Below are 20,381 nucleotides of genomic sequence, written 5' to 3' on the forward strand. Positions count from 1 at the left end.
ACGCAGAGGGCTCCCTGTCGAGCACCATCGGCACGCGATCTGGGACCGGCAGATCGCCTTCAACCCTTGTGATCGGATCGACTTGCCGAAAACGCACGACGTGAACGAGGGCACCCTCGCAGCACTGACCTACGCGCAGGTGGAGGCTGCCTCGGGCCAGCTCACGCTGTTCAAGCCCTACGACGTACTGGTGCGGTTCATGGCGTACACCGCCCTCCGGGCGGGTGAGGTTGCAGGTCCGCGCGTACGCGATGTAGACCTCGCTGCCGGCCATGTCTCGGTGCGGCAAACCGCGCAACACATCGCAGGGGAGTGGGTGTTCGGAACGCCAAAGTCGCGGCGCTCATCGCGCGACGTGCCCCTGCTCGACCGTCGGCCGATTGCCGACCTGAAGGCACACAAGATGCAGCACCCGCGCTCGGGCGACGACGACGCGCTGTTCTGGCCGGGGCGCACACCGGGATCGCATCGGGTCGACTACGGGCGGGTGTGGGATCTCGCGAGCTTCCGCCGGAACTACTTCAATCCCGCGCTCCGTCGCGCCGAGCTTCCGGCGATCCGCGTGCACGACCTCCGCCATACCGCGGCCAGCTTGAGACTCGCCGCTGGGTTCCCGCCGTACCAGGTCAGCCGCTGGCTCGGCCACGCGAGCGTCGTCACGACGGACACGATCTACTCCCACCTCTACCCGACGGACTACGCGCAGCACATCGCCCGGTTCGAGGCCTACGCCGCCGAACTTCAGAAGGTCGGGAGACTCACCAGGTTGTTCGTCCACTTGCCGTCCGCGTAGGTGCGAAGGTACGGCTTGGTGTTCTCTGGATGGACAGAAGCAACGTTCACGCGATTTGCGCCGCTGCCGACATATGCAGTGTTCGTCTTGTCATCGACCCACGCGACCAGCGAGGGCTTGTCGTTCTCCCCGACTTTTCCGGTGCTGACGTTCTTCCACTTGTACTTGACGATCTCGTCCTCTGTCTTCTTGGTGCTGCCGAACCGGACGTGCGTTATCTCGATGGCCATGATGCTCCCCAATCCCAGACGCACCACCTTGATGCGCTCGCGAGGATCATCGCACTGACCTTCGACATCAGCGTCGGGCACCTCTGCCAGGATGAGCGCATGTTCCTTGCTGTGCCTGCGCCGACAATCGAGCCAACGTTCGTTGAGACCTTGACCGCTTGGAGTACCCTCGCCGCTGCGGTGGCTACGACGGCTTCGGTGGTGTTCATTGCTTGGCAGATCGGCCTAACGCGCAAGAGTGTGCAGGCGACCGAGAAGACGCTTGAGGTCGCCCGGGAAGAGTTCGAGAACGGTCGACTGCTTGAGGTCGAGGCGCAGCGCGCTCGCATCGATGCAGAGATGCCTCGCCTGTTCGTCGGCGTCACATACGAGTCGACACAGGCATGGCTCCCGGACTCGATGATTGACGATGGGCTGTCTCGTGAGCCGCAAGCGGAAGAGATCACTGCGGAGAAGGAGTTTTCTCTGCCCCGCGACGCGGGAGTACGCGTGCAAGTGGGCCTCGGGTTGACGGTCACCAATGATGGGCCAAGGCGCGCAATGGTCTATGTGGATCCGTCGTTTGATCCTGTGGAGAGTCGGCGAACGGTCATTATCGAGGCGGGCAAAGGTACCTTCGAATGGATTCGAAGGACGCATACGGTCGGCGAGTGGGTCAAGTACTACGAAGATCGAGAGCGCGGCGAAACGACCGATGTCGCTGTCTCTTGGGTGAACTACGTCTTCCCAGGGGACGTTGGCGCTATCGAACATCACAAAGTGCTGCAAGGCGGATCCCCGCTTGAACCCGATCCTGAGCGTATGGGCGTGTGGCGCCTCGCGAAGGTCGGACAGCCGTTCGGGCCAGCCAAGATTTTAGGAACCCTGGGCACAGGGGTGATGCCTTTCACCCGCGAGTATTACGCGTCCATGACACACATGCGACCGCTCGGAGGATCTTTGCCAGACCTCAGCGCGGAGCCCAAAACTGAAGGCGGCTGATCGGCTCGGGTGTCCTGCGCCCCGGACGCCGCGGTTTCCAGTCTCCGCGGTCGACGCCTAATTGGCGTTGGGCGCCAGTATGCGGAGGAAGCTCTGGCCAGTGTCCCGGGCCTCCCACGCCCCTTGCAGATGCCGAGTGATGGCGCCGATGTCGCCTGCGAGGGTGCTCTGCCAGAGGTTTGGGCTGTACTCCTCGACTCGGAGCAGGTTGTCCACGTCGAAGATCGGCCCAGTACCTTTGGCCCGAACCAGAGCGACAGGCTTGTCGGCTGCGATCCGCATCCCGAGCTCGAACAGAACGTTCGGATTGTGTTCGGTTAGGTCTGCAAGAACTATGTCCGCCGCTAGCAATTCAGTAACGATGGTCGACTGAATCACGTCTGATCCCTGACGCTTTGCGGTGCGGAGCTCGAAACCTGCCGCCTCGACGGCGGGCTTGAATACGGCAGCCAGAACCTCATCGAAGAAGCCGATTGGATGGTTGTCGCTTCGCTCTACAAAGGGCCGTTCGATCGATTGGCTGGAAGTCTGTCCGAAAGCCGGTCCTGAAGCGAGCGTTTGGACGCAGGCGCGGCGTCGGCGGCTGCGCTCAAGGCATCGAGTGACCGCCCGCCGCCCTTACGACACGCGCAGATGCGCGCCATCTCTTCGCCTCGTCCGTAGTGAAGTCATGGCCGTCCGCAAGTATCTCTAGCAATGACTGGATTTCATCGCGCGCTTCGACAAGATCTGGTGGCGCGAGACGCGCGGATTCGAACCGCTGAAGTGACTCATTCATGAGGGTGTTGGCGCTAGCCTCCCCACTGGCCAGCAACCTGCTGGCCGCAACGACGTCCGAGCACGCTGCACCCTGCAACTCCAGACGGGCGGCGCGGGCGGCGCGATCGGCCTGTCGGAACGCGTCGTCAACTCGAGCTCGAAGTCGGGTTAGCTTCCATCGCGCAATGCCTTGAGGTGAGAACGGTAGATCGTCAATGAGCGCCCAGATTAGGGGAATCGTGGGTGCGGCGACCAGCACGAAGAAGGTGTAGATCAACGCGTAAACGACGAGCGCGGTCTGTTTGTCAGGAATCGCGGCACCGGTCATCCCGCTTAGACCCGCAAGGAACGATGACGTCAGGCCTATGACGGCGACCGCGTACATGACGGCGATCGCCACGCGCGCGCCCTTGGTGCGGGGCTTGTTGATTGCCTGGACCCGCAGGTACATCGCTCTAACCTCGATGACAAGGGCGAGCGCAAGAACAGCAATCAACTGGACGATCTGTGCCCAGAAGTCGGTTGATTCCACGAGATGACCATAGCGACCGGCTCTGACGGGGTCCCTCTACGAACGCCCGCATAGGGGCTCTCCTTTGCGTCGAGGCGCACCGACACCCGGGCATGATCGTCGCCACGCCTGGGCACGTCGTGGCCTCTCGGTAGGCTCCAGGCATGAGGGAGGCCCTTGCGCGACGTGGACCATTTCGAATCCTGGTGTGGGCACAACTGAGGTTGGCGCCAGATCTTCTGTATGCCAACGACGAGATCCGATGGATTATGGCCCTGGAGGCACGCTCACGTTGCGTGGTTGACGTGCAAGTGGACCGATTCTGGACGGATCTTCCAGGTGCGGTCGAGTCCTTCCAGCCGGACATTGTCCACTTCATCGGTCACGGCAAACGTGGCGCCCTGCTCGCAATCGACGTCGATGAGACCGGGATGCCGGCCGAACGCAAGGTCTCGCCGCGCGAGCTTCTCGAAGCGTTCCGCAAACCCCCGATGTGTCTGAGCGGGGTGTTCCTAAATGGATGTGACACCGCGCACTGGGCCCCACACTTCGTTCCTAACGGCGGCTGGCTAATCGGTACAAACAAGAGGTTGTCGGACGACGCAGGGGCGTTCTTCGCACCAAGGTTCTATGAGTACCTCGTCGACGGAATGTCGGACGGCGATGCGTTCGATCGGGCCTACGCCGAAATCGCGGGCATGGTGGATGGCGAGTCCGCGCCGCTCGTTCGCTGGGTTGAGGACCCGGACCCGGAGGACTTCCTGTCTAAGGTGTTCAGCCGCCAAGGCTTCCTCACTCCGGTTTCCTTCGAAGGGTCCCTGCTAGATCTTGGAGAAGCGATTGGCGGAGTTCGCCAGTCATTGAGCAAAGGCGCACTTGCCACGCGCGCCGAGATGCCGGGCTCCAGCACGATCTATTGTCGCGGCCCACTGGATCCGCACGTGGTGGCCAGACTGATGCCGCGACTGACCGCGGTCGATGTCGACTACCGACAGCTTCGGAACGAGTTTCCAGACGTCGTCCGGTATGCGGACGCGTGGATGGAAATCCCGTCCGCAAGCAAATCACGACTCCTAGAGCTCGCCGACCGGTTGGACCGCTCTCGAAACGAACTCCTGCGGACGGCCAATGACCACCTGCCGGATCGAAAGCGGCTTCCCTTGATGGCGGTCAGCTCTTCCGCTGACGTAACAGCGTAGTCAAACCTGATTGAGGGTGACTGCGCGATCAGTCCGTATTCGAGCGTAGGAATGCAGTACCGATCCCGCGTGCCAGGCGAAGAAGCTTCCTTCGCCCAGCTGTGATCAACGCGACAAGGAGTACCGGCCCGAACCACCAGTGAGCGAGGACGCTGGCCCAAATGGCTTGCCAGATCAGCACAAGGCCATCCCATCGCGCCTGCCACATTGTGTCCCGAATTGGATCGAAGTCGATCATGGTCCCTCTCTGGTCGAGAACTCGAGACTCATGGCTATCAGGAACGCCCGACATTCATCGCGACACATGGACGGCCGCTCGATGACCGGTCCCTCTGCGCGCGTGAATGCTTGGCGCGCGGATCCGCGGAGGGTAGCCTCGCGCCATGAGCACACGCAGGCTTCGGTCCGAACTCGTCGCGTGGGCCTCCGGTGTCGCGTTGGGCGCGCTCGTGGGCATCGCGCTCGGAGCGTGGAGCACTCCGCTGGTGGGGATCGTGGTGGGCGCAGTCTTCGGTCTGCTGGTCGCACTGTCGGTCCGTCGGGGTCGTGGTTCGCGGGGATGGTCGGATGTTGACGGTGATTCGGTCGTCGGGGAGGGAAGTTCCTCGGAGGGGATCCCCCGTACGTTCGTCAAGGGTTCGCCGTCACCGGCAGATCTGCCGGTGACGCCCGGCATGGGAGCTATCGGCAGCGGCCCGACCGGGATCGGCTCCTGACCGGGCGTTGATGCGTGGGCTCGGGCCCCGAGACCGCGGACTGACGACGACGGCCGACCGCACGCCGGTCGGTCTCCGGGCGTCGCGCGAAAATCGTACCTGGTGTCCCCATCTGAGCGCGTGCGGAGGAGGTCCGTTGAGTCGTCAGTGGAATGAGTCGAGGGCGCGCTCGTAGCTGTCGCTGTCGTTGCGCGTGGTGTCAGTCATCAGCGACGCGTTGGAGGTGATCTTGTGTGAGTACTCGCCTTCGCAGGGGATAGTCACGATCTTGGTCATCCCGGCACGCCATGCCCGGATGAGCGCATCGAGGTTCCTGTGCTCCGGCGACTGCGTCATGCGCTGTCGCATCGAGGACAGGTGGGCGTCCGTGCCCCTCTGGGACCAGTCCTGGTAGGAGTCGTCGTCGAACACGGCGTCACCGAACTCGTCCCGCCACGAGGGCCCGAACATCTCGCGAAGGACCTTCTCGCGCTCGAGCGAACCGTTCGCGGTCTGCTGGAGGAGCTCGAACTGGCGGGGATCCTCGTCACGGCCAGCATGCTCCGCCACTGCCTGCCACAAACGCGGCCAAGCCTGCTCCCACTGGGCTCGTTCCGTTGCGGAGACATCACGTCCGCTCGCGGCCGCAGGGGTGTCGACGAGCAGCGGTGGAAGATCTGCGCCGTCGAGATGGAGATCGTGAGCCTCGCGGATCCAGAGCATCTCAAGGAGTGCGCTGGGCCTGTCATCCACGGTGATCACCATGTCGTTCGGCCACGGGTTACCGGGGATCGGTCTACTCGATCGCATCAAGGCTCCTCTTCAGCTACCGCCATCATGCCTACACCTTCACATGCCCGCACCCGGTCCTTGAGCGTGCGCCTTGACTGGGAACGTCCTGGTTTCGCAAATCGGGGGTGTCGTCGATTTCGGGGATGCTCGCTCCGACAGGACTGAACATTCGGCGGCGCGATTGTGAACCCGTCGCATAAGACGCGGACGGGAGGATGAACGACCACCGCTCCCTATGCGAGCGCCCCCAAAGGGTGCCAGCGGACACAGTTGGAGGAAGAAGCACGGCCGGCATCACGAAGACGAGCGAGAGCAATGCACGCAGGCACTTTGAGTGGACCATGACCGCCCTTGCGGAATCACGGGGCAATTGTGTAAACCGGGTTACATGGGCAAGAACGCCACAGCTCGTCGAAAGACCCGCCGTCGAGAGGCTGCGGAGCAGGCGGCAGCCGCGGCCCGAGAGCAGGTCCTCACCGATCGATGGGGGAGTCGCACGGATGCCCTCTCGCGGCTGAGCGCCGTCTCGCGACAGCTTGAATTGCTGCGCGCCGAGGAGCTCGCGTTGCTTGACGAGCGTGACGGGCTGATCGTCGCGCTGCGCGGTGTGAACGTCCCGTGGACGAATCTCGCCGGGCGCACGCGACTCAGCCGCCAGGCGCTGACCAAACGGCTCGCGATGACCGAAGGTTCGGACTGACATGGGAAGCATCCACCCTTACGGCACCAACAGCGGCCGCCGATATCGGATCAGCTATCGCAAGCCCGACGGCCGGCAGGCCACGCTCCGCGGGTTCCGTACGAAGCGCGAGGCGGAGCTCAGGCTCGCCGAGGTCGAGATCTCCAAGAACCGGGGCGAGTTCGTCGACCCCGCGGACGCGCGCATTCCGCTCGGCATTGTCGGCGCCGAGTGGATCGTCTCTCGTCACGCCGACCTGAAACCATCAACTTTCCGCAGCATCGATTCCGCGTGGCGGATCCACGTGTTGCCGCGGTGGGAGGATCGCGCGATCGGTTCGATTCGGCACTCCGAAGTGCAGAGCTGGGTGTCAGATTTGTCGCTCACACACAGTGCCACGACGGTACGGAGGGTGCACGAGGTGCTCGCCGGCATCCTCGACGTCGCTCTGCGCGACCGCCGCATCTCGTCCAATCCTGCACGCGGCGTGAAGCTCCCACGCAAGGTCGCCAAGTCACGCGCCTATCTCAGCCACGACCAAGTCGCGGCGCTCGCCCGCGAGGCATCGCATCCTGAGCTGGTGGTCTTTCTCGCCTACACCGGTCTTCGGTGGGGAGAGGCGACGGGGCTCCGCGTCAAACATGTCGACACGCGCCGCCGCCGCGTCAGCGTCGAAGAGAACGCCGTCGAGGTCGGCAGCTACATCGAGGTGGGTACACCGAAGACCCACGAGCGGCGTCAGGTGCCCTACCCACCCTTCTTCGCCCCCACCATGGCTCGCCTCGTCGCGGGCAAGGGTCGCGACCAACTCGTCTTCGGTGACGGCAAGATCCACCTGCGGCGCCCCAAGTCGACGTCGGGTTGGTTTCATGGTGCCGTCGGGCGGGCGCAGGCGATCAGCGCCGACGAGATCGCCGGGGCACTCGCTGCTGGCCGCGAGCCGCCCGAGCCGTTTCCCCGTGTGACTCCGCACGATCTTCGCCACACAGCGGCATCGCTCGCGATCTCGGCCGGAGCCAACGTCAAAGCTGTTCAGCGGATGCTCGGGCATGCGTCGGCCGCGATGACCCTAGATACCTACGCGGACCTCTTCGACGACGACCTCGACAGTGTCTCTGACGCGCTCGATGCGGCGGCAGCGTCCAGCGATGTGGCCAACGTGCTCGATCGCGGACTCGGCAATGACGCGTCGACAGACGATGAAGAGACGACAGCTCAGGCCGGCGTCTCTCCTCACTGACGGTCATTGGCGTGCATTCGAACGCGTTTAGAACCGCTCAGATGTTGTCAAAGTGTTGTCACGGAGAGTTTTTCACGAACACCGAACCGCTGCGATCTCAGTATTTTCAAGGGATCCGAGGCGAAAAACGCGGTGGGCCCCGTGGGGCTCGAACCCACGACCCGCGGATTAAAAGTCCGATGCTCTACCGACTGAGCTAGAGGCCCTGATCGTTCCAGCGTACCGGCAGGTCGAGTGTTCCATGAACGCGAGCGGCCGCCGACGCTATCGCGCCGACGGCCGCTCATTCACCTCAGCGGTGATCAGTTGTTCGGCATCAGCACCGAGTCGATCAGGTAGACGGTCGCGTTCGCCGTCTGCACGCCGCCGCACAGCACGGTGGCGTCGTTGACCTTCCAGTTGTCACCGGAGCCCGTGACGGTGACCTCGCCGCCCTCGACGGTCTTGTGGGTGCCGGCGATCTCTGACGGCTCGATCTGACCGGGCACCACGTGGTAGGTGAGCACCTTGGTCAGCAGCGCGCTGTCGGTCTTCAGGGTGTCGATCGTCGCGGGGTCGACCTTCGCGAAAGCGTCGTCGACCGGGGCGAAGACGGTGAACTCGCCGCCGTTGAGCGTGTCGACGAGGTTGACGTCGGGGTTCAGCTGACCGCTCACGGCCTGCACGAGCGTCGTTAGCATGGGGTTGTTCGACGCGGCGACGGCGACCGGGTCTTGCGACATGCCCTGGATCGATCCGGCACCCGACGGCACGGCCTCGGCGTAGGCGGCGCAGGCCGGGCCGACGAGGTTGGCGGCGGGGTCGTTCGTCATCGCGTCGGGCGTCGCCGACGGGGTCTGCTGCTCCATCGCGGCCGGCGACGTCTCGGCGGGGGTCGACGAGCCCATCGAACAGGCCGACAGGGCGAAGGCTCCGGCGATTGTCAAGGTCAGAGCTGCGGTGATCTTCTTCTTGGTGCTGAGCATGATGCCCTCCGTTGATCGGGAGTGATCGAGCGATCGAGGTCGATCGGAGGCTGCGGGACTGCGGCCTCGAGACTTGTTCGGAGCGCTGCCCGAATCGGATTGCCACGGGTTTCGAGCAATCCGAAACCCGGTCGGCTGCGAACCAATCCCGACAGAGACGGGATGGTCATGGACCTCATCATCATCGGCCTGCTGGGCGGGCTCATCACCGGCATCTCGCCGTGCATCCTGCCGGTACTGCCGGTCATCTTCCTCACCGGGGGCGCGCAGTCGGCGCGGTTCGAACCGCAGAACGCCGACACCGACGGCGCGGGGCGCGCGGCGGCATCCCGCACGCTTCCGGCGCGCCGCAGCCGGCCGTACCTCGTGATCGCGGGGCTCGTCACGAGCTTCACGCTCGTGACGCTCGTCGGCTCGCTGCTGCTCGGGCTGCTGCACCTGCCGCAAGACGTCATCCGCTGGGTCGGCATCGCGGTGCTCGTGCTCATCGGCGTCGGCCTGATGGTGCCGCGGTTCGAGCAGCTGCTCGAGAAGCCGTTCCAGTGGATCCCGCGCAAAGAGGTCGCCAACAGCGGCAGCGGGTTCGGGGTCGGACTCGCCCTCGGCGCCGTGTTCGTGCCATGCGCGGGGCCCGTACTCGCTGCGATCATCGTCGCCGGCGCCACCGGCCGCATCGGCCTCGACACCGTGCTCTTGACCGCTTCATTCGCGATCGGAGTCGCGGTGCCGCTTCTCGTGTTCGCCCTCGCCGGGCGCGGCGTGATCGAGCGCATACGCGCGTTCCGCACCCGCGAGCGGGGCCTGCGGATCGCCGCGGGCGTCGCGATGCTCGCCCTCGCCGTGGGGCTGGTCTTCAACGTGCCTCAGCAGTTGCAGCGGCTGCTGCCCGACTACACCGCGCAACTGCAACGCGACCTGACCGACAACGATCAGGCCGCGCAGGCGCTCGGGCTCGGCGGGCTCGTCACTGACGAGAACCGCGACCTCGACAAGTGCACGAACGGCGCCGACGAACTGCAATCGTGCGGCACGGCGCCCGCGATCCGCGGCATCGACTCGTGGCTGAACACTCCCGGCGGCGAGGCCATCGACCTGGAGAGCCTTCGCGGCAAGGTCGTGCTGATCGACTTCTGGGCGTACTCGTGCATCAACTGCCAGCGCTCGATCCCGCACGTCGTGGCGTGGGACGAGGCCTACCGCGACGCGGGGCTCGAGGTCATCGGCATCCATTCTCCCGAGTACGCGTTCGAGAAGGATGCCTCGAACGTCGCCGCCGGGGCGAAGGACTTCGGCATCGACTACCCGGTGGCCCTCGACAACAACCTGTCGACGTGGACGGCCTACCGGAACCGCTACTGGCCCGCGCACTACCTGATCGATGCAAGCGGAACGGTGCGGCACATCTCGTTCGGCGAAGGCAACTACGCCGCCACCGAGAAGATGATCCGCGAACTGCTCGACGACGCCGACCCCGGCGTCACGCTCCCCGCGGCCACCGACGTCGCCGACGACACTCCCGATGCCGGATCGACGACCCGCGAGACCTTCCTCGGCTCGTCGAAAGACGTGAACTACGCCGGCCCCGAGCCCTACCGCGCCGGTGAGGGCACGTTCGCGTACCCCGCAGATCAGCCGGCCGACACGTTCGCGCTCGAAGGCGCGTGGAACGTGCAGACCCAGTTCGCGACGCCGACGGGCGCGGGTGCTGCAGGCATCCGACTCGACTACCACGCCGCCCAGGTGCGCATGGTGCTCGCCGGCGAGGGGAACGTACGAGTGCGCGCCGCCGACGGCACCGAAACGGCGATCGCCGTGTCGGGGACCCCACGCTCTTACGAGATCGCGCGCAGCGACGCCGTGCAGGCCGGAACCCTGACCGTCGAGGTCGACCCGGGGGTCGAGGTGTACTCGTTCACCTTCGGGTGAGCGCCGGTGCGACAGATCGCGGCGGGATGAGGCATGCTGTGGGAGATGGTGATCGACGGCATGGAGGTGCCCGAGGATGCGCCGGCACGTGATCACGTCGCCGAGCTCCTCGGCCGCATCGCCGCGCGCGACGACCGCGCCTTCGCGCAGCTCTACGACGCGTTGTCGCCCCGCGTGTTCGGTCTCATCCTGCGCGTGCTCGTCAACCGTGCTCAGAGCGAAGAGGTGCTGCAAGAGGTCTTTCTCGAGATCTGGCAATCCGCCGCCTCGTTCGCTCCGAACAAAGGACAGGGGAGGTCGTGGATCATGACGATCGCGCATCGGAGGGCCGTCGACCGGGTGCGGTCGGCGCAGTCCAGTGCCGATCGTGACGAACGGGCCGGGCTCCGCGACCTGCACACGACGCCCGCGGGCGTCGACGAACAGGTCGAACTGCGCCTCGAAAGCACGCGCGTGACGCGGGCCCTCGAGGCACTGCCCGACCCGCAGCGCGAAGCGCTGACCCTGGCTTATTTCGGGGGTTACAGTCAGAGCGAGATCGCGGCACTGACGGGGGCCGCCCTGGGGACGATCAAGACGAGAATGCGCGACGGGCTGTCGCGCCTGCGAAACGAGATGGGGGTGACCAGATGAACGTGCACGAGTTCGCCGAGCTGTCTGCCGGTCACGCCCTCGGCGCGCTCTCGCCGAGCGACGAGCAGGCATATCTCGCCGCGCTCGCCGAGCACCCGGAGTGGGCGGGCATCGCCGACGCCGACACCGAGACCGCCGCCGCGCTCGCCGAGGGCGCCCCGCCCGTCTCGCCGCCGCTCGGCATGCGCGCGGCGCTGCTCCGCGCGATCGCCGCCGACCCCGGCGGTGACGCGGAGGAGTCTCCTGCGCCGGCCGAGGCGTTCGATGATGACGAGGTGGATGCCACGGCCTCGGTAGACGTCGAGACGGATGCCACGGTCGCAGTCGGGATCGCGCCGGAGGCATCCGTGCCTGTCGAGGCGGAGCCCGTCGAGCCCGAGGCCGTCGAGGTTGAGCTCGAGCCCGAGGCATCCGCGCCCGTCGCGCCGGAGCCCCGTGAGCCCGTCTCGCCGCCCACCGAGGTCGTGCAGGCCATCGAACGGCGCAACTGGAGCCGCGGACTCTTCGCGCTCGCCGCGTCGATGGTGTTGCTCGTCGGGATCGGCTGGGGAACCGGGGCGATCGCGAACCTGTGGCGCACGCCCCCCGCGGTGACCGCGCTCGAACAGATCGAGGCGGCGCCCGACGCGCGGGTCGCCCAGACCCGCTTCGAGGGCGGAACCGCCACCGTGCACTGGTCGGAGAGCCTCGGCAAGGTGGTGCTCGTCGCCGACGGGCTGCCGACCCTGCCCGCAGACCGCACGTTCGAGCTCTGGTACGTGCGCGGCGAGTCGCCCATCTCGGCCGGCACGTTCACGGCGGACGGTTCGGCCGCGACCGCACAGCTGACCGGAACGATGCAAGCGGGCGACACGATCGCGGTGACGGTCGAGCCGTCCGGCGGTGCACCCGACGGCAAGCCGTCCACCACGCCGCTGTTCGCCGTCTCGACGGCCTGACCCTTCTGTGCGTCCCGCTGCCCCCGCTGGCCCCACCGCGCGTGGCCGCCGGTAGCCTGGACGGGTGAGTGATGACCGGTCGGGCGTGCCCCGTGAGTACCACCGCCCGGTGCAGCGACCGGCGTCGACCTTCGACCGCCGGTTCGGCTCGACCGATCCGGCCGAGGTGTCGAGGGCGGCGCACGCCACGGCATCCGCTCTGCTCACCCGCGCGCGCGACGAACCCTCCGACGAGGTCGTCGAGCGCCTCGTGACGTTCACCGACGCGCACGGCATCGACACCCTCGCCGAGCTGTGGTCGCACTCGCCGGCGTCGTCGCTGCCCGGCGCGCTGTGGCGCTTGTACCTGCTGCAGCTGATGGTGCGCGACGATGCGCGCACCGCGGCGCTGCTCTACGAGCGCGGCAGCGCCGTGCGGCACGGCATCGACACCGTGATCGCCGGCGCGCCGACACCCGCCGGCCCCGAAGAGCTGATCGCTCTCGTCGACGAGATCCTCCGGGGCGTATTCGTCGGCGACTTCGCGGTCGCCCTCGAGCGCGCCGCGTCGTTCTGCCGCGTCGAAGCCGCAGGCGCAGCCGATCTCGCCGACGACTACGACGCCGCCGAACCCGAGCGCGCGGCCGCGCTCACGACCCGCGCGCTGCGCCTCGACACCTACGCGGGCGAGCTGACGACGTGCGCGGCGCTCTGGCGCCGCGATTCGCTTACCTGACGGCGCGAGGCGCGCGCGGGGGAGCGGGGGCGTGGGCCGGCCGAGCACAGAAGTGCCGGGCCGCAGAACGCCTCTCGGCGCGTGGCCGCTCAAAGCGGCGAAAGATGGAGCCCGGGGTTACTGCGGCCCGGCTGATCCAGTGTAACCGAGCGGCGCGCCCGGGCATTCCCGACCCCGGCGCCCGGCGTAGGCTCGGCGCATGGCTTGGCGCTTCGCTCTCATGATCGACCCCGCAGCGGCCGGCGACGACCGCGCCGACTACGACGACACCTTCACCGAGGTCGACCCGGCGGCGCCCGCGCTCACGGTGGGTGAGCTCAGCACGCAGCGCGGCGACGGCATCTTCGAGTCGATCGGGGTCGTCGACGGGCACCCGCAAGAGGTCACCGCGCACCTCGAGCGCCTCGCCCATTCGGCGCAGCTGTGCGAGCTGCCCCTGCCGAACCTCGCGCAGTGGCGGGCGGCCGTCGACCGGGCCGCCGCGCACTGCGGCGCCCGCGAGTCGGTCGTCAAGCTGATCCTCAGCCGCGGAGTCGAGCACGGACCGGCGCCGACCGCGTGGGTGACGGCCGCCGAGGCATCCGATTTCACGCGGGCGCGCACCGAAGGCATCCGCGTCGTCACGCTCGACCGCGGGTATTCGCTCGCGACGCCCGCGCGCGCTCCCTGGTTGCTGCTGGGCGCGAAGACCCTGTCGTACGCCGTCAACATGGCGGCCCTGCGCGAGGCGAAGCGCCGCGGCGCCGACGACGCGATCTTCACCACGAGCGACGGGTACGTGCTCGAGGCGCCGACCGCGTCGCTCATCGTGCGCCGCGGCGACACGTTCGTCACCCCCGCCCCGAACGCTGGCATCTTGCACGGCACCACGCAGCTGAGCCTGTTCGAGCACCTCGCTCTGCGCGGCTTCGCCGTCGGCTACGAGACGATCCCCGTCGCCACGCTCGCCGAGGCAGACGCCGCGTGGCTCGTCTCGAGCGTGCGCCTGGCCGCGCCGATCACCGCGATCGACGACGCGCCGCTGGCGGTGGATGCCGAGTTCACGGCATCCCTCAACGCCTACCTCCTGAGCCCCCGCGACTGAGTCCCGGCCCGCCCCGAACTGCAAGGGATCACGGCCGACACGCCGCGCGCGGCGCCGTAACCGCGGCGTGTCGCGCATGAAGCCGTGCAGTTCCGGTGCCGGGCGCGGTCAACGCGAGCCGAGGATGCCTAGGGCACCGAGAATGGCGGACTCGACGAGTTCCCAGTCGTGCACGATCATGGCGTAGTCGAACCGCAGCGTGAGGTAGCCCCAGGCTGCCGCGTTCGCATCGCGCACGAGATCTTTGTGTCGCAGCCGGTCGCCCTCGTGATTCTCAACGCCGTCGGCCTCCACGATCAGTCGATCGGCGATCAGGGTATCCACGCGCCCGACCGCTGCGATCTGGCGTTGCGTCTGCACGGTCCACCCGAAGCGTCGCAGGCGCCAGCGCAGCAGCGACTCGAGCCCGCTGTCGGCATCGTGCCGTGCGAGGGCCAGTGCCTCGCGCATCGCGTGGGTGGAGTGCGCGCGCAGCCAGCGCAGACCGTGCGCGTTGATCAGTCCTTGTCGCAGGGCCGATTCGAGAACGACGAAGAACTCCTCGACGCCGCGGCATCGGTAGATCTGCCGCAGAATTCGCGGGAGGGATGGTGCGGTGTCGGGGGCGCCGCGCGCTTCGCCCTCCCAGTGCTCGACGCATCCGCAGGTGTCGGGGTGGTACGACCGCTGGCCGTCGCACATCGACACGTGCGTGCGCTCATCCCTTGTGAGCACCCAGAGCCCCAGGTGTCGCGCAGCCGTGATGCACGCGATGCGCCCGCCGTGAGCGGCGACGTCGCGAACGGAGCTGCAGGCGTCGGGAGCCGTGTAGACCCCGCGCCGCGCACGGACCAGAGCCCCGGCATCCACCCTCCGACGCAGGTCGGCGTCGCCGACACCTGCGCGGCGCAGGGCCGCCGGCGTGAAGATCGCGGGGGAGCGGGTGCACATGCCTCCACCGTGGCGTCCGATCGCGCCCGCAGCGGGGGTCACGACGCGATCTGTGGACCGATCCGAGGATCCTGCACCTGGGGAGGAGGCGCGTGCGGCGCAAGATCAGGTGCGGCGCCGCACGGAACTGCAAGGTCGCACGAGCGACACGCCGCGGCGAGCGCCTGGATCACGGCGTGTCGCCCACAACCTCTTGCAGTTGCGGGGCGGAGGGACGGCAACGGATGCCGAGGGCCCGCAGCGGCGCAAACGGATGCCAGGGCACCCGCCTCAGATCACCCGAAGCGACCCGAGACGTAGTCTTCGGTGGCCTGCACCGAGGGGCTCGTGAAGATCGTGTTGGTGTCGTCGTACTCGATGAGCTTGCCGGGCTTGCCGGTGCCGGCGATGTTGAAGAACGCGGTCTTGTCAGACACGCGCGACGCCTGCTGCATGTTGTGCGTGACGATGACGACGGTGTAGTCGCTCTTGAGCTCTTGGATGAGCTCTTCGATCGCGAACGTCGAGATCGGGTCGAGGGCCGAGCACGGCTCGTCCATCAGCAGCACGTCGGGCGAGACGGCGATCGCGCGCGCGATGCACAGACGCTGCTGCTGGCCGCCCGACAGGCCCGAGCCGGGCTTGTCGAGGCGGTCCTTGACCTCGTTCCAGAGGTTCGCGCCCTTCAGCGACGTCTCGACGAGGGCGTCGGCGTCGCTCTTCGAGATGCGCTTGTTGTTGAGTTTCACGCCCGCGAGCACGTTCTCTTTGATCGACATCGTCGGGAACGGGTTCGGCCGCTGGAAGACCATGCCGACGTGACGGCGCACGAGCACGGGGTCGACGCCGGGGCCGTACAGGTCGTCGCCGTCGAGCAGCACTTCGCCCTCGACGCGCGCGCCGGGGATGACCTCGTGCATGCGGTTGAGCGTGCGGAGGAAGGTCGACTTGCCGCAGCCCGACGGGCCGATGAACGCGGTGACGGCGCGGGGCTCGATGTTCATCGAGACGCCCTCGACGGCGAGGAAGCCGCCGTAGTAGACGTTGAGGTTTTCGACTTCGATGCGCTTGGACACGGTGGTGCCTTTCGTTGCTTAGCGTGCCTTCGGCGCGAAGACCTTCGCGACGATACGGGCGATCAGGTTGAAGATGACGACGAGGATGACGAGCAGCAGAGCCGCGCCCCACGCCTGTGCCTGCGATGCGTCGATGTCTTGCCCGGGGAAGCTGTAGGCGGTGTAGGCCATGACGGGCAGGGTCTGCATCGGCCCGTTGAACGGGTCGGCGTTGAAGTTGTCGGTGAAGCTCGCGGCGATGAAGATCGGCGCGGTTTCGCCGACGACGCGGGCCACGGCCAGCACGACACCGGTGATGATGCCGCTGGCGGCGGTGCGCAAGACGATCTTGATGATCGTGATCGACCGGGGCACGCCGAGCGCGAAGGATGCCTCGCGCAGCTCGTTCGGCACGAGGCGCAGCATCTCTTCGGTCGAGCGGATGACGATGGGGATCATCAGCACGCACAGGGCGATGGAGGCCGAGAAGCCGCTGAAGGCCTTGGGCCCCACGATGAGCGCGAACAGAGAGAAGGCGAAGAGGCCCGCCACGATCGACGGGATGCCGGTCATGACATCGACGAGGAAGGTGATCGCGCGGCGGAGCGGGTTGGTCGGCTGCGCGTACTCGACGAGGTAGACGGCGGCCAGAATGCCGATCGGCACCGAGATCAAGGCCGCAATGCCGGTGGTGATGAGCGTGCCGACGATCGCCTGCAGCGCTCCCGGGGTCGCGACGACCTCGAGCGTGTCGGCGTCGAAGGCGGTGCCTCCGACCTGAGTCACGAAGCTCCACGAGAGCACCCCCATGCCCTTCGAGACGACGGTCCAGAGGGTCGAGATGAGCGGTGCCACGGCGAGCACGAAGGCCGAGGTGACGAGACCGCGAACGACGCGGTCGGTGGCTTTGCGACGGCCCTCGACGATCGACGAGAAGACGCCGATCGCGATGAGGTAGAGGACGGCGCTGAAGACGAGCCAGGTGGCGATCTCGAAGCCCCCGAGCAGCAGCTGCACGACGGCGACGACGACCAGCGATGCCGCGAACGCGGCCGGCTCGATGAACCGCGGCAGCCGGCCGCTGGTGAGCGACAGCGGCGCTGTCGTCGGCGCGGAGACGGTGGCATGGGTCATGAGCGCTTTCCTCTCTTGCGGCCCTTCGCGCCCGGCCCGGTCGCGCCGATGATGTAGCGCGCGAGCATGTTGACGGCGAGCGAGACGACGAAGAGCATCAGGCCCGTGCCGATCAGCGCGGAACGCTGCAGGTCGGTGGCGATGGGGAAGTTCAGGGCGATGTTCGCGGCGATCGTCTGCGAGTTGTAGCCGTCGGTGAGCAGCGCCGTCGAGAAGATCAGGCTGGGCGAGATGATGAGTGCGATAGCCATCGTCTCGCCGAGCGCGCGGCCGAGGCCGAGGAGCGTGGCCGAGACCATACCGCTGCGCGCATACGGGATGACCGCGAGCCGGACCATCTCCCAGCGGGTCGCTCCGAGGGCGAGCGCCGCCTCTTCGTGCAGGCGCGGCGTCTGCAGGAAGATCTCACGGGTGATCGAAGTGACGATCGGAAGGATCATGACCGCGAGCACCACGCCACCGGCGAGCATCGTCGACCCGGTGCTCGAGACCGGCCCGCGGAAGAGCGGAATCCAGCCGAGGTATTCGTTCAGGAACTGGGCGAGCGGCAGCAGCAGCGGGCGCATGACGATGATGCCCCAGAGGCCGAAGACGATCGAGGGCACCGCGGCGAGCAGGTCGATGATGTACCCGAGGAAGCCGGCGATGCGCCGGGGCGCGTAGTGCGAGATGAACATCGCGATGCCGATCGCGACCGGCGTGCCGAGGATCATCGCGATGAACGCGGCCCAGATGCTGCCCCACAGCAGCGGGCCGACGTACTCCCAGAAGCTGCCCCAGTCTTTGTTCTGGTAGCCGGCGAGGTCGCCCTCGGACCAGTTCGCCGTGATCGCGGGAAGGCCCTTGAGGATGAGGAAGATGGCGACGCCCGCGAGGATCAGCATGATCGACACGGCGGCGGTCGTCGACAGCCCCAGGAAGAACGAATCACCGACGCGTCGTCCGCCGACGATCTTCGACTTCGGCGGGGCAGAAGTTGCGGTGGCGGCGTCAGTCACGACGCCCCCTCAGGGCGTGAGGGGCCATGGGTTCTCCTCGGGTCGAAGATCGCAGATGGTGATCGAAGAGTCGGGCGTTGCGGGAGTCCGGCTCAACAGAACCTTCGCGCGGGCACGAAGACTCGGTTCAGCCTTGTCCGGCCTGAGCGCGAGGGCGCAGGCCGGACAAGGACCGAGGGATTACTTGATCGCGCTCAGCGTCTCGGCCGCCTCGGCGAGCACCGAGTCGGGGAGGGGAGCGGAGCCGGCGTTCTTCGCGGCGACCGACTGTCCGAGCGAGCTCGTGACGAAGCCGAGGTACGACTTGACCAGCTCAGCCTGCGCGGCGTCCTTGAACGTGGAGCAGACCACGGCGTAGGAGACGAGCGGGATCGGGTACGACTCGGGGGTCAGCTTGCTGTAGTCGATCTTCTTCGTCAGGTCGCCCGTCACGCCGTTGGGCGCGGCGACGGCCGCGGCCTCGAACGTGGCCGACACGGCCTCGCCGCTGTACGCGACGGCGGTGCCGTCGGTGACGATCGACGCGGCGTTCAGGGTGCCGATGGCCGAGTGGTCGGCGTAGCCGATCGTTCCGGTGCCGGCCTTGACGGCCTCGACGACGCCCGAGCCGCCCTTCTGCTTCGAGACGTTGCCCTCGACCGGCCAGTCCTTGCCCGCGGCGTAGGTCCATACCGACGGCTGCGTGGCCGAGAGGTAGTTGGTGAAGTTCTGGGTCGTGCCCGAACCGTCGGAGCGGGCGACCGTGGTGATCGCACCCGCGGCCAGCGCGGTGCCGTTGTCCTTGGTGATGGCCGGGTCGGACCAGTCGGTGATCTGCAGGGCGAAGATCTTCGCGATCGTCTCGCCGCTGAGCTTCAGCTCGGTGACGCCGGGGATGTTGAAGATGATGGCGACACCGTCGAGGTAGATCGGGATGTTCACGCCACCCTCGGTGCACAGCGCCTTGGACTGGGCGGTCTGGTCGGCGTTGAGGGGCGAGTCGGAGCCGGCGAAGTCGTACGCGCCGCTCAGGAAGTTGGTGACGCCACCGCCCGAGCCCTGCGACTTGTCGTAGTTGATCGTGACGTTCTTCGCGGTCGCGTTGTACGCGGTGGTCCACGCCGTCTGAGCGTTCGACTGCGCGCTCGAGCCGCCGGCGGTGATGGTGCCCGACAGCGAAGGATCGATCGTGAACTCGACGTCGGACGAGGTCGGGGTGGGGGTCGCGGTGGACGCGGTGTCGGCCGCCGACGAACATCCGGCGAGGGTGAGGGCCGCGACGGCGGCGACAGCGCCCAGCTGGGCGATGCGAGTGAGCTTCACTGTGAGTTCCTTCGGGTTATCAGGGGTAGTCGGCCCGGTGCGGGGCACGCCCGTGACGGTAGACACCGACTCTTAAGAGCGTGCGCTGTGCCGGTGAACGGCAGGTGAACGCCTGCGGTGGCACCGCGGCTCGCCGGGCGTCGTCGTTATCCAGCGGTTCACGTGGCGACGTTAAAGTCGGCACCATGGCCAAGACCACGACAGGCAAGGCGCAGCGGCACGCGCGCGAAGCGATCGATGAGGCGAGCACCGCCCTCGCCCGCGCGAAGAAGGCGACCGCGTCGCTGTCGGCGAAGCAGGCGCGCCGCCTGGATGACTACGTCGGTGACGCACGCAGCGCCGTGGATGTCTCGAAGAAGAAGATCGCCCGGAAGCCCCGGAAGGTCGCTCACGACGCCGAGCGGGCGGCGCGGCGTCTGGAACGCGCCGTTGCGAAGGCGGTGACCCGCGCAGAGCGGAAGGCCCGGTTGCGCGAGTCGGCGCGGCGTGCGGCCGCCGATGCCGAGCGTGCCGAGCGCGAGGCGGCGGAGCGCGCCGCCGAGGCAAAGGCGCTGCGAAAGGCGGCGCGTCGGGCGCAGAAGGAGGCCGTGCGGGCCGAGCTGGATTCCCAGGCGGCGGATGAGGCGCTGGTGGCCGAGCTGACCTCGTCCGGGGCGGTCGAGGCCGCGGGCCCGGTCGAGGCCGCGCGCGACGCGCCCGTCGCCGAGGAGCCCGCGGCGGCTTCGGAGCGCACCGACCTCGCTGCCCTGACCGTCGTCGAGCTTCGTGCGCGGGCGCGCGCGGAAGGCCGCACCGGGTACTCGCGACTGACGAAGTCGCAGCTGATCGACCTGCTGTCCTGAC

At 67.3% G+C, this 20,381-nt stretch carries 22 protein-coding genes and 1 tRNA gene; 12 read left to right on the plus strand and 11 right to left on the minus strand.

The genetic code is table 11. The features are described 5' to 3' along the window. The first annotated feature begins 100 nt into the window (after window positions 1-100). Complete coding sequence (locus G3N18_RS05645) at window positions 101-793, plus strand: tyrosine-type recombinase/integrase (RefSeq protein ID WP_196383330.1); 693 nt, start codon at window positions 101-103, stop codon at window positions 791-793. Here the strand turns inward: G3N18_RS05645 and G3N18_RS05650 are convergent. Next, window positions 742-1,104, minus strand: a complete 363-nt coding sequence (locus tag G3N18_RS05650) for a DUF3892 domain-containing protein (RefSeq protein WP_196383331.1) — start codon at window positions 1,102-1,104, stop codon at window positions 742-744. The genes G3N18_RS05645 and G3N18_RS05650 overlap by 52 nt on opposite strands. Window positions 1,105-1,122: 18 nt before the next feature. Here G3N18_RS05650 and G3N18_RS05655 point away from each other — a divergent pair, with 18 nt between their 5' ends. Beyond that, entirely contained in the window at window positions 1,123-2,004 is an 882-nt protein-coding gene (locus G3N18_RS05655; protein ID WP_196383332.1) for a hypothetical protein, read from the plus strand. 57 nt (window positions 2,005-2,061) lie between these two features. Here the strand turns inward: G3N18_RS05655 and G3N18_RS05660 are convergent, their stop codons facing one another. Together G3N18_RS05660 and G3N18_RS05665 are read right to left on the minus strand one after the other, a co-directional pair. Then, window positions 2,062-2,382, minus strand: a complete 321-nt coding sequence (locus tag G3N18_RS05660; RefSeq protein ID WP_206693001.1) for a hypothetical protein — start codon at window positions 2,380-2,382, stop codon at window positions 2,062-2,064. Window positions 2,383-2,593: 211 nt separating this feature from the next. After that, a complete protein-coding gene (locus G3N18_RS05665) occupies window positions 2,594-3,295 on the minus strand; it encodes a hypothetical protein (RefSeq protein WP_196383334.1) in 702 nt (233 codons plus the stop codon). Between the two features lie 143 nt (window positions 3,296-3,438). Between G3N18_RS05665 and G3N18_RS05670 the strand changes: the two genes are divergently transcribed. Next, the gene (locus G3N18_RS05670) at window positions 3,439-4,473 is read left to right on the plus strand and encodes a CHAT domain-containing protein (RefSeq protein ID WP_196383335.1); all 1,035 of its coding nucleotides are present in this window, start codon (window positions 3,439-3,441) and stop codon (window positions 4,471-4,473) included. Window positions 4,474-4,856: 383 nt separating this feature from the next. Then, window positions 4,857-5,189, plus strand: coding sequence for a hypothetical protein (locus G3N18_RS05675; protein ID WP_196383337.1), 333 nt, complete (start codon window positions 4,857-4,859; stop codon window positions 5,187-5,189). A 144-nt stretch (window positions 5,190-5,333) separates the two neighbouring features. On the opposite strand, the gene G3N18_RS05680 is transcribed toward G3N18_RS05675, so the two are convergent. Beyond that, on the minus strand, window positions 5,334-5,933 hold the full coding sequence (locus G3N18_RS05680; protein ID WP_196383338.1) for a hypothetical protein: 600 nt from the start codon (window positions 5,931-5,933) through the stop codon (window positions 5,334-5,336). A gap of 361 nt (window positions 5,934-6,294) precedes the next feature. Here G3N18_RS05680 and G3N18_RS05685 point away from each other — a divergent pair, with 361 nt between their 5' ends. Continuing rightward, window positions 6,295-6,660 carry a hypothetical protein gene (locus tag G3N18_RS05685; protein ID WP_196383339.1) on the plus strand — a complete coding sequence of 122 codons (366 nt, stop codon included), beginning with the start codon at window positions 6,295-6,297 and terminating at the stop codon, window positions 6,658-6,660. A 1-nt stretch (window position 6,661) separates the two neighbouring features. Further along, window positions 6,662-7,879 carry a site-specific integrase gene (locus G3N18_RS05690; protein WP_196383340.1) on the plus strand — a complete coding sequence of 406 codons (1,218 nt, stop codon included), beginning with the start codon at window positions 6,662-6,664 and terminating at the stop codon, window positions 7,877-7,879. 133 nt (window positions 7,880-8,012) lie between these two features. Here the strand turns inward: G3N18_RS05690 and G3N18_RS05695 are convergent. Further along, window positions 8,013-8,085, minus strand: a tRNA-Lys gene (locus G3N18_RS05695). 96 nt (window positions 8,086-8,181) lie between these two features. Beyond that, window positions 8,182-8,844, minus strand: a complete 663-nt coding sequence (locus G3N18_RS05700; RefSeq protein ID WP_196383342.1) for a fasciclin domain-containing protein — start codon at window positions 8,842-8,844, stop codon at window positions 8,182-8,184. A 168-nt stretch (window positions 8,845-9,012) separates the two neighbouring features. On the opposite strand from G3N18_RS05700, the gene G3N18_RS05705 reads away from it, so the two are divergent. The 5 genes from G3N18_RS05705 (at window position 9,013) to G3N18_RS05725 (ending at window position 14,140) form a co-directional block, all read left to right on the plus strand. Further along, window positions 9,013-10,770: a cytochrome c biogenesis protein DipZ gene (locus G3N18_RS05705; RefSeq protein ID WP_196383343.1), complete on the plus strand. Its 1,758-nt coding sequence runs from the start codon at window positions 9,013-9,015 to the stop codon at window positions 10,768-10,770. Window positions 10,771-10,803: 33 nt separating this feature from the next. Further along, the gene (gene sigK, locus G3N18_RS05710) at window positions 10,804-11,403 is read left to right on the plus strand and encodes an ECF RNA polymerase sigma factor SigK (protein ID WP_196383345.1); all 600 of its coding nucleotides are present in this window, start codon (window positions 10,804-10,806) and stop codon (window positions 11,401-11,403) included. Beyond that, entirely contained in the window at window positions 11,400-12,341 is a 942-nt protein-coding gene (locus tag G3N18_RS05715; protein ID WP_196383346.1) for an anti-sigma factor, read from the plus strand. The genes sigK and G3N18_RS05715 overlap by 4 nt, the downstream gene beginning before the upstream one ends. A gap of 64 nt (window positions 12,342-12,405) precedes the next feature. Beyond that, entirely contained in the window at window positions 12,406-13,056 is a 651-nt protein-coding gene (locus G3N18_RS05720; RefSeq protein WP_338038305.1) for a DNA-directed RNA polymerase subunit beta, read from the plus strand. 199 nt (window positions 13,057-13,255) lie between these two features. Continuing rightward, window positions 13,256-14,140, plus strand: a complete 885-nt coding sequence (locus G3N18_RS05725; protein WP_196383348.1) for an aminodeoxychorismate lyase — start codon at window positions 13,256-13,258, stop codon at window positions 14,138-14,140. A 108-nt stretch (window positions 14,141-14,248) separates the two neighbouring features. Here the strand turns inward: G3N18_RS05725 and G3N18_RS05730 are convergent, their stop codons facing one another. From G3N18_RS05730 to G3N18_RS05750, 5 genes are all read right to left on the minus strand, one after another. Next, a complete protein-coding gene (locus G3N18_RS05730) occupies window positions 14,249-15,112 on the minus strand; it encodes a type IV toxin-antitoxin system AbiEi family antitoxin domain-containing protein (protein ID WP_338038306.1) in 864 nt (287 codons plus the stop codon). Between the two features lie 233 nt (window positions 15,113-15,345). Next, a complete protein-coding gene (pstB, locus tag G3N18_RS05735; RefSeq protein WP_196383349.1) occupies window positions 15,346-16,125 on the minus strand; it encodes a phosphate ABC transporter ATP-binding protein PstB in 780 nt (259 codons plus the stop codon). Between the two features lie 18 nt (window positions 16,126-16,143). Continuing rightward, window positions 16,144-17,238, minus strand: coding sequence for a phosphate ABC transporter permease PstA (gene pstA / locus G3N18_RS05740; RefSeq protein WP_196383350.1), 1,095 nt, complete (start codon window positions 17,236-17,238; stop codon window positions 16,144-16,146). Next, window positions 17,235-18,236: a phosphate ABC transporter permease subunit PstC gene (pstC, locus tag G3N18_RS05745; RefSeq protein WP_196383351.1), complete on the minus strand. Its 1,002-nt coding sequence runs from the start codon at window positions 18,234-18,236 to the stop codon at window positions 17,235-17,237. Before pstC ends, pstA begins: the two co-directional genes overlap by 4 nt. A gap of 180 nt (window positions 18,237-18,416) precedes the next feature. Further along, window positions 18,417-19,538: a substrate-binding domain-containing protein gene (locus G3N18_RS05750; RefSeq protein ID WP_196383352.1), complete on the minus strand. Its 1,122-nt coding sequence runs from the start codon at window positions 19,536-19,538 to the stop codon at window positions 18,417-18,419. Between the two features lie 185 nt (window positions 19,539-19,723). On the opposite strand from G3N18_RS05750, the gene G3N18_RS05755 reads away from it, so the two are divergent. Further along, the gene (locus tag G3N18_RS05755; protein ID WP_196383353.1) at window positions 19,724-20,380 is read left to right on the plus strand and encodes a hypothetical protein; all 657 of its coding nucleotides are present in this window, start codon (window positions 19,724-19,726) and stop codon (window positions 20,378-20,380) included. Window position 20,381: the final 1 nt, after the last annotated feature.

The sequence above is a fragment of the Microbacterium paulum genome (assembly GCF_015707995.1).
Taxonomy (GTDB): Bacteria; Actinomycetota; Actinomycetes; order Actinomycetales; family Microbacteriaceae; genus Microbacterium; species Microbacterium paulum.